The organism is Stenotrophomonas sp. 3diitr2024 (assembly GCF_042136455.1).
GTDB classification, from domain to species: domain Bacteria; phylum Pseudomonadota; class Gammaproteobacteria; order Xanthomonadales; family Xanthomonadaceae; genus Stenotrophomonas; species Stenotrophomonas sepilia.
The window spans coordinates 1-3,744 of the sequence record NZ_JBHHMJ010000053.1; the positions used below are offsets into that span (position 1 = coordinate 1).

Consider the following 3,744-nt stretch of genomic DNA (forward strand, 5'->3'; position numbering starts at 1 on the left):
AGCCGAGCCCATGCTCGGCTGATGGGCAACGCAGCCGAGCATGGGCTCGGCTCTACAACGGTGGCGGGTACGTGCGCCCTGCACGCAGCGGGCGGAAATAGTCGGCATTGCGGTAGAAGGTAGAATCCTGCACGTCGTGCCAGCCTGGGATTCCAGCCAACGGCAGCGGACGCAGCTGCAGCGGATCGGTCACTGCCCTGCCCTCGGCAATGGCAGCGCTCACCACGTCGACACAGGCGGCTTCGACATCGCCCTGCACCACCACGCACTTGCCGACCAGCAATCGCCCCGGTAGCAGGGCCTGTTCCATCAGCGCATGCCCGAATACCACAGTGATGGCGATGTCACCGCTCTGCCAGTTCACCGGCTCAAACAACGCGGGCCAGTCGTGTGCATCCCAGGCAACCCGCAGTGAGTCATCGCGCACACGCACGATCACGCCGGTTTCGTCGAACTGGGTCAAGGCGGCCTGCGCGCGATTGCGCTGGCCGGGTGGCATCGCCTCGATATGCAGGCACTGCCGCACGTTGAGCGCGCGCTTCAGCTGCGGCTGTGAGGCCCACACCAGCGCATTGAACAGGTCGTGCCAGTTGCCGGCACGGGTGGCGATGCGTCCCTGCGCGATACGCGCCTCATAATGCAGGCCATCGGCCAGCAACGCGGCGTCCTGTTCAACCAGGCGCTTGCCAGGCACGGCCAGACGTGCATCGAGCGCCGCGATGGACGGCCACGCGGTGCCGTCCAGCAGGTCACGGAAGTCCTGAAGTCCGGCAAACAGCGGATGCTCGAACTGCCGTGCAGCTACCGCCGCACGTGGCGGCGGTACGAAGCGTCGTGAACCGCCGCCGTTGCCGGTGGCGGCCGTCGCTGCGGTCACAGCACCTTGAGGTCGAACGCCGGACGGGGGGCGGCCGTCAGCGCGTCACCATACAGGTCGTGCTCGTCGCTCTCGGTGATCTCCACCTCGACGAATTCGCCCACGCGCAGCGGCACCTGGTCGGCATTCTGGATGTGCACCAGGCCGTCGATCTCCGGGGCATCGGCCTTGGAACGGGCCACGGCGATGTCGCCTTCGATGGCGTCGACCAGGCACTGCTGCACGGTGCCGATCTTGGCCTCAAGGCGTGCAGCGGAAATCTGCGCCTGCTTCTCCATGAAGCGGGCCAGACGCTCCTGCTTCACTTCCTCCGGCACAGCATCGGGCAGATCGTTGGCGGTCGCCCCTTCAACCGGCGAATAGGCGAACGCACCCACGCGATCCAGCTGCGCTTCGTCAAGGAACGACAGCAGTTCCTCGAACTCGGCTTCGGTCTCGCCCGGGAAGCCGACGATGAAGGTCGAACGCACAGTGATGTCCGGCGCGATACGGCGCCAGTTCTGCACGCGCTCCAGGGTCTTCTCCACCGCGCCGGGGCGCTTCATCAGGCGCAGGATGCGCGGGCTGGCGTGCTGGAACGGGATATCCAGGTACGGCAGGATGCGATTCTCGGCCATCAACGGCACCACTTCGTCCACGTGCGGATACGGGTACACGTAGTGCATGCGCACCCATGCATCCAGCTCCGACAGGCCTTCGCACAGCGCCTTCAAACGGGTCTGGTAGGCCTTGTCGCGCCACATCTTCTCGGCGTACTTCACGTCCACGCCGTAGGCCGAGGTGTCCTGCGAAACCACCAGCAGCTCGCGCACGCCGCCACGCACCAGGCGCTCGGCTTCACGCAGCACCTCGTCGACCGGGCGCGAAACCAGCTTGCCGCGCATCGACGGAATGATGCAGAAGCTGCATTTGTGGTTGCAGCCTTCGGAAATCTTCAGGTACGCGTAGTGGCGCGGGGTCAGCTTGATGCCGTAGTCGGGCACCAGGTCCACGAACGGATCGTGCTTGGGCGGCAGTGCTTCATGCACCGCTTCCATCACGCTCTGGTAATCCTGCGGGCCGGACACCGCCAGCACGTTGGGGTACGCCTCGCGGATCTGCTCCGGGCGCTTGCCCAGGCAGCCGGTGACGATGACCTTGCCGTTCTGGTTCATCGCTTCGCCAATCGCGTCCAGCGACTCGGTCACCGCAGAATCGATGAAGCCGCAGGTGTTGACCACCACCACGTCGGCCGAATCGTAGGACGGGACGATGTCGTAGCCTTCCGAACGGAGCTGGGTGAGGATGCGCTCGGAATCGACGAGGGCCTTCGGGCAGCCAAGGCTGACGAAGCCGACTTTGGGGTTCAGCTGGGACATGGAATCGCGGGACTCTGGGGGCCTGGGCCCCTGCCGGCATGGCAGGGGTTCCTGGGGGCCGGGGCCTGAAAGGGCGCCAGTATACCGGGGTTGGCGGCCGCGCTCTGAATGCCCAGCCGCCCGATCCGACACAGCCGCTGACGCCGCGCTAACCGGCGCAGCGCCGACAATGCAGCTCTGTTCCCAGCAACGAGGAAGATGACGATGGCCGAGTGGATCACCCTGGATACGCATCACGGCCCGGTACGGGCCTGGCAGGCCCTGCCGGACGGCACCGCGCGCGGCGGACTGGTGGTGGTGCAGGAAATCTTCGGCGCCAACCCGCACATCCGCAGCGTGGCCGAGCGCTTCGCAGCCGAAGGCTATGCGGTGCTGGCGCCCTCGTTCTTCGACCTGGTCGACGGCCCCGACGCCGACCCGGATGCGTTGCCCTACGACGCCGAGGGCGTGAAGCAGGGTCTGGAACGGGTCGGCGCGCTGGGCATGGAACGGGCGCTGGAGGTCGTGCGCGCGGCGGCCACCCGGCTGGCGCCCTACGGCAAGGTCGGCACCGTCGGCTACTGCTGGGGCGGCACGGTGGCGATGCTGTCCGCACTGCGCCTGGGGCTGCCGTCGGTCAGCTACTACGGTGCGCGCAACGTGCAGTTCCTCGACGAGGCGCCCAAGGCCCCGGTGATCTTCCACTTCGGCGCCCAGGACCGCAGCATCCCGCCGGAAGCGGTCCAGGCCCACCGCGAGAAGCTGCCGCAGATGGCGACCTACGTCTATCCGGCCGATCACGCCTTCAACCGGGAGGTCGGACATGCGTATGATCCAGACAGCGCCGCCCTGGCGCTGCAACGCACCCTGGACTTCTTCTCGGAGCATCTTGGATGAGCGAATTCGAACTCGATTCACGCCTGGCCACCGATAGCGTGCTGGTGGCGGAAGGACCGTTGTCGCAAGTGCGGCTGATGAACGACGAACGATTCCCCTGGCTGGTGCTGGTACCGCGCCTGGCCGGGGTGACCGAGTGGATCGAGCTGGACGGCGAGCAGCAGGACAAGCTGCGCACCGAGCTCAACCGCGCCTGCAAGGCCCTGAAGGGCGCAGACGGGGTGGAGAAGATCAACATCGGGGCGCTGGGCAACATCGTGCGCCAGCTGCACTTCCATGTCATCGGCCGCCATGACGGTGATCCGGCCTGGCCGGGCCCGGTCTGGGGCAGTGGCCCGGCGCACCGCTACGAGCCGGCGGCGCTGGACCAGCATGTCGCCTACTGGAAGGAACGGCTAGGATATCCGGCCCAGTCCTGAGCCTTCGCCGACCCGATGCGATTCAACCTCGTTGCCGCCGTCCTGCTGATCCTGATCGGCCTGTTCATGCTCGCCAGCAATCTCGGCTGGACGCACCTGAACCTGTCCAAGCTGCTGTTGACCTGGTGGCCGGTGGCCCTGGTGGGTGTCGGCATCGCGATGCTGTTCGGTCGCGGCAAATAAGGAAGGCGGCGCATTGCGCCGCCTTCCCTCA

At 66.6% G+C, this 3,744-nt stretch carries 5 protein-coding genes; 3 read left to right on the top strand and 2 right to left on the bottom strand.

What is annotated here, in order from left to right:
- Positions 1–52 precede the first annotated feature (52 nt).
- Entirely contained in the window at positions 53–877 is an 825-nt protein-coding gene (locus ABGA94_RS01120) for a DUF3025 domain-containing protein (RefSeq protein ID WP_375366129.1), read from the bottom strand.
- Complete coding sequence (gene rimO / locus ABGA94_RS01125) at positions 874–2,235, bottom strand: 30S ribosomal protein S12 methylthiotransferase RimO (protein WP_005418008.1); 1,362 nt, start codon at positions 2,233–2,235, stop codon at positions 874–876. The genes ABGA94_RS01120 and rimO overlap by 4 nt, the downstream gene beginning before the upstream one ends.
- A gap of 204 nt (positions 2,236–2,439) precedes the next feature.
- Between rimO and ABGA94_RS01130 the strand changes: the two genes are divergently transcribed.
- The 3 genes from ABGA94_RS01130 to ABGA94_RS01140 are packed head-to-tail and all read left to right on the top strand — an operon-like array spanning position 2,440 to position 3,713.
- Positions 2,440–3,111, top strand: a complete 672-nt coding sequence (locus ABGA94_RS01130) for a dienelactone hydrolase family protein (protein ID WP_032957503.1) — start codon at positions 2,440–2,442, stop codon at positions 3,109–3,111.
- Positions 3,108–3,530, top strand: coding sequence for an HIT domain-containing protein (locus tag ABGA94_RS01135; RefSeq protein WP_014647910.1), 423 nt, complete (start codon positions 3,108–3,110; stop codon positions 3,528–3,530). Before ABGA94_RS01130 ends, ABGA94_RS01135 begins: the two co-directional genes overlap by 4 nt.
- 15 nt (positions 3,531–3,545) lie before the next feature.
- Positions 3,546–3,713, top strand: a complete 168-nt coding sequence (locus ABGA94_RS01140; RefSeq protein ID WP_005418011.1) for a LiaI-LiaF-like domain-containing protein — start codon at positions 3,546–3,548, stop codon at positions 3,711–3,713.
- Positions 3,714–3,744: the final 31 nt, after the last annotated feature.

Coding starts and splice junctions, on each gene's coding strand:
- rimO (WP_005418008.1), bottom strand. CDS start 2,235: ATGTCCCAGCTGAACCCCAAAGTCGGCTTCGTCAGCCTTGGCTGCCCG.
- ABGA94_RS01130 (WP_032957503.1), top strand. CDS start 2,440: ATGGCCGAGTGGATCACCCTGGATACGCATCACGGCCCGGTACGGGCC.
- ABGA94_RS01135 (WP_014647910.1), top strand. CDS start 3,108: ATGAGCGAATTCGAACTCGATTCACGCCTGGCCACCGATAGCGTGCTG.
- ABGA94_RS01140 (WP_005418011.1), top strand. CDS start 3,546: ATGCGATTCAACCTCGTTGCCGCCGTCCTGCTGATCCTGATCGGCCTG.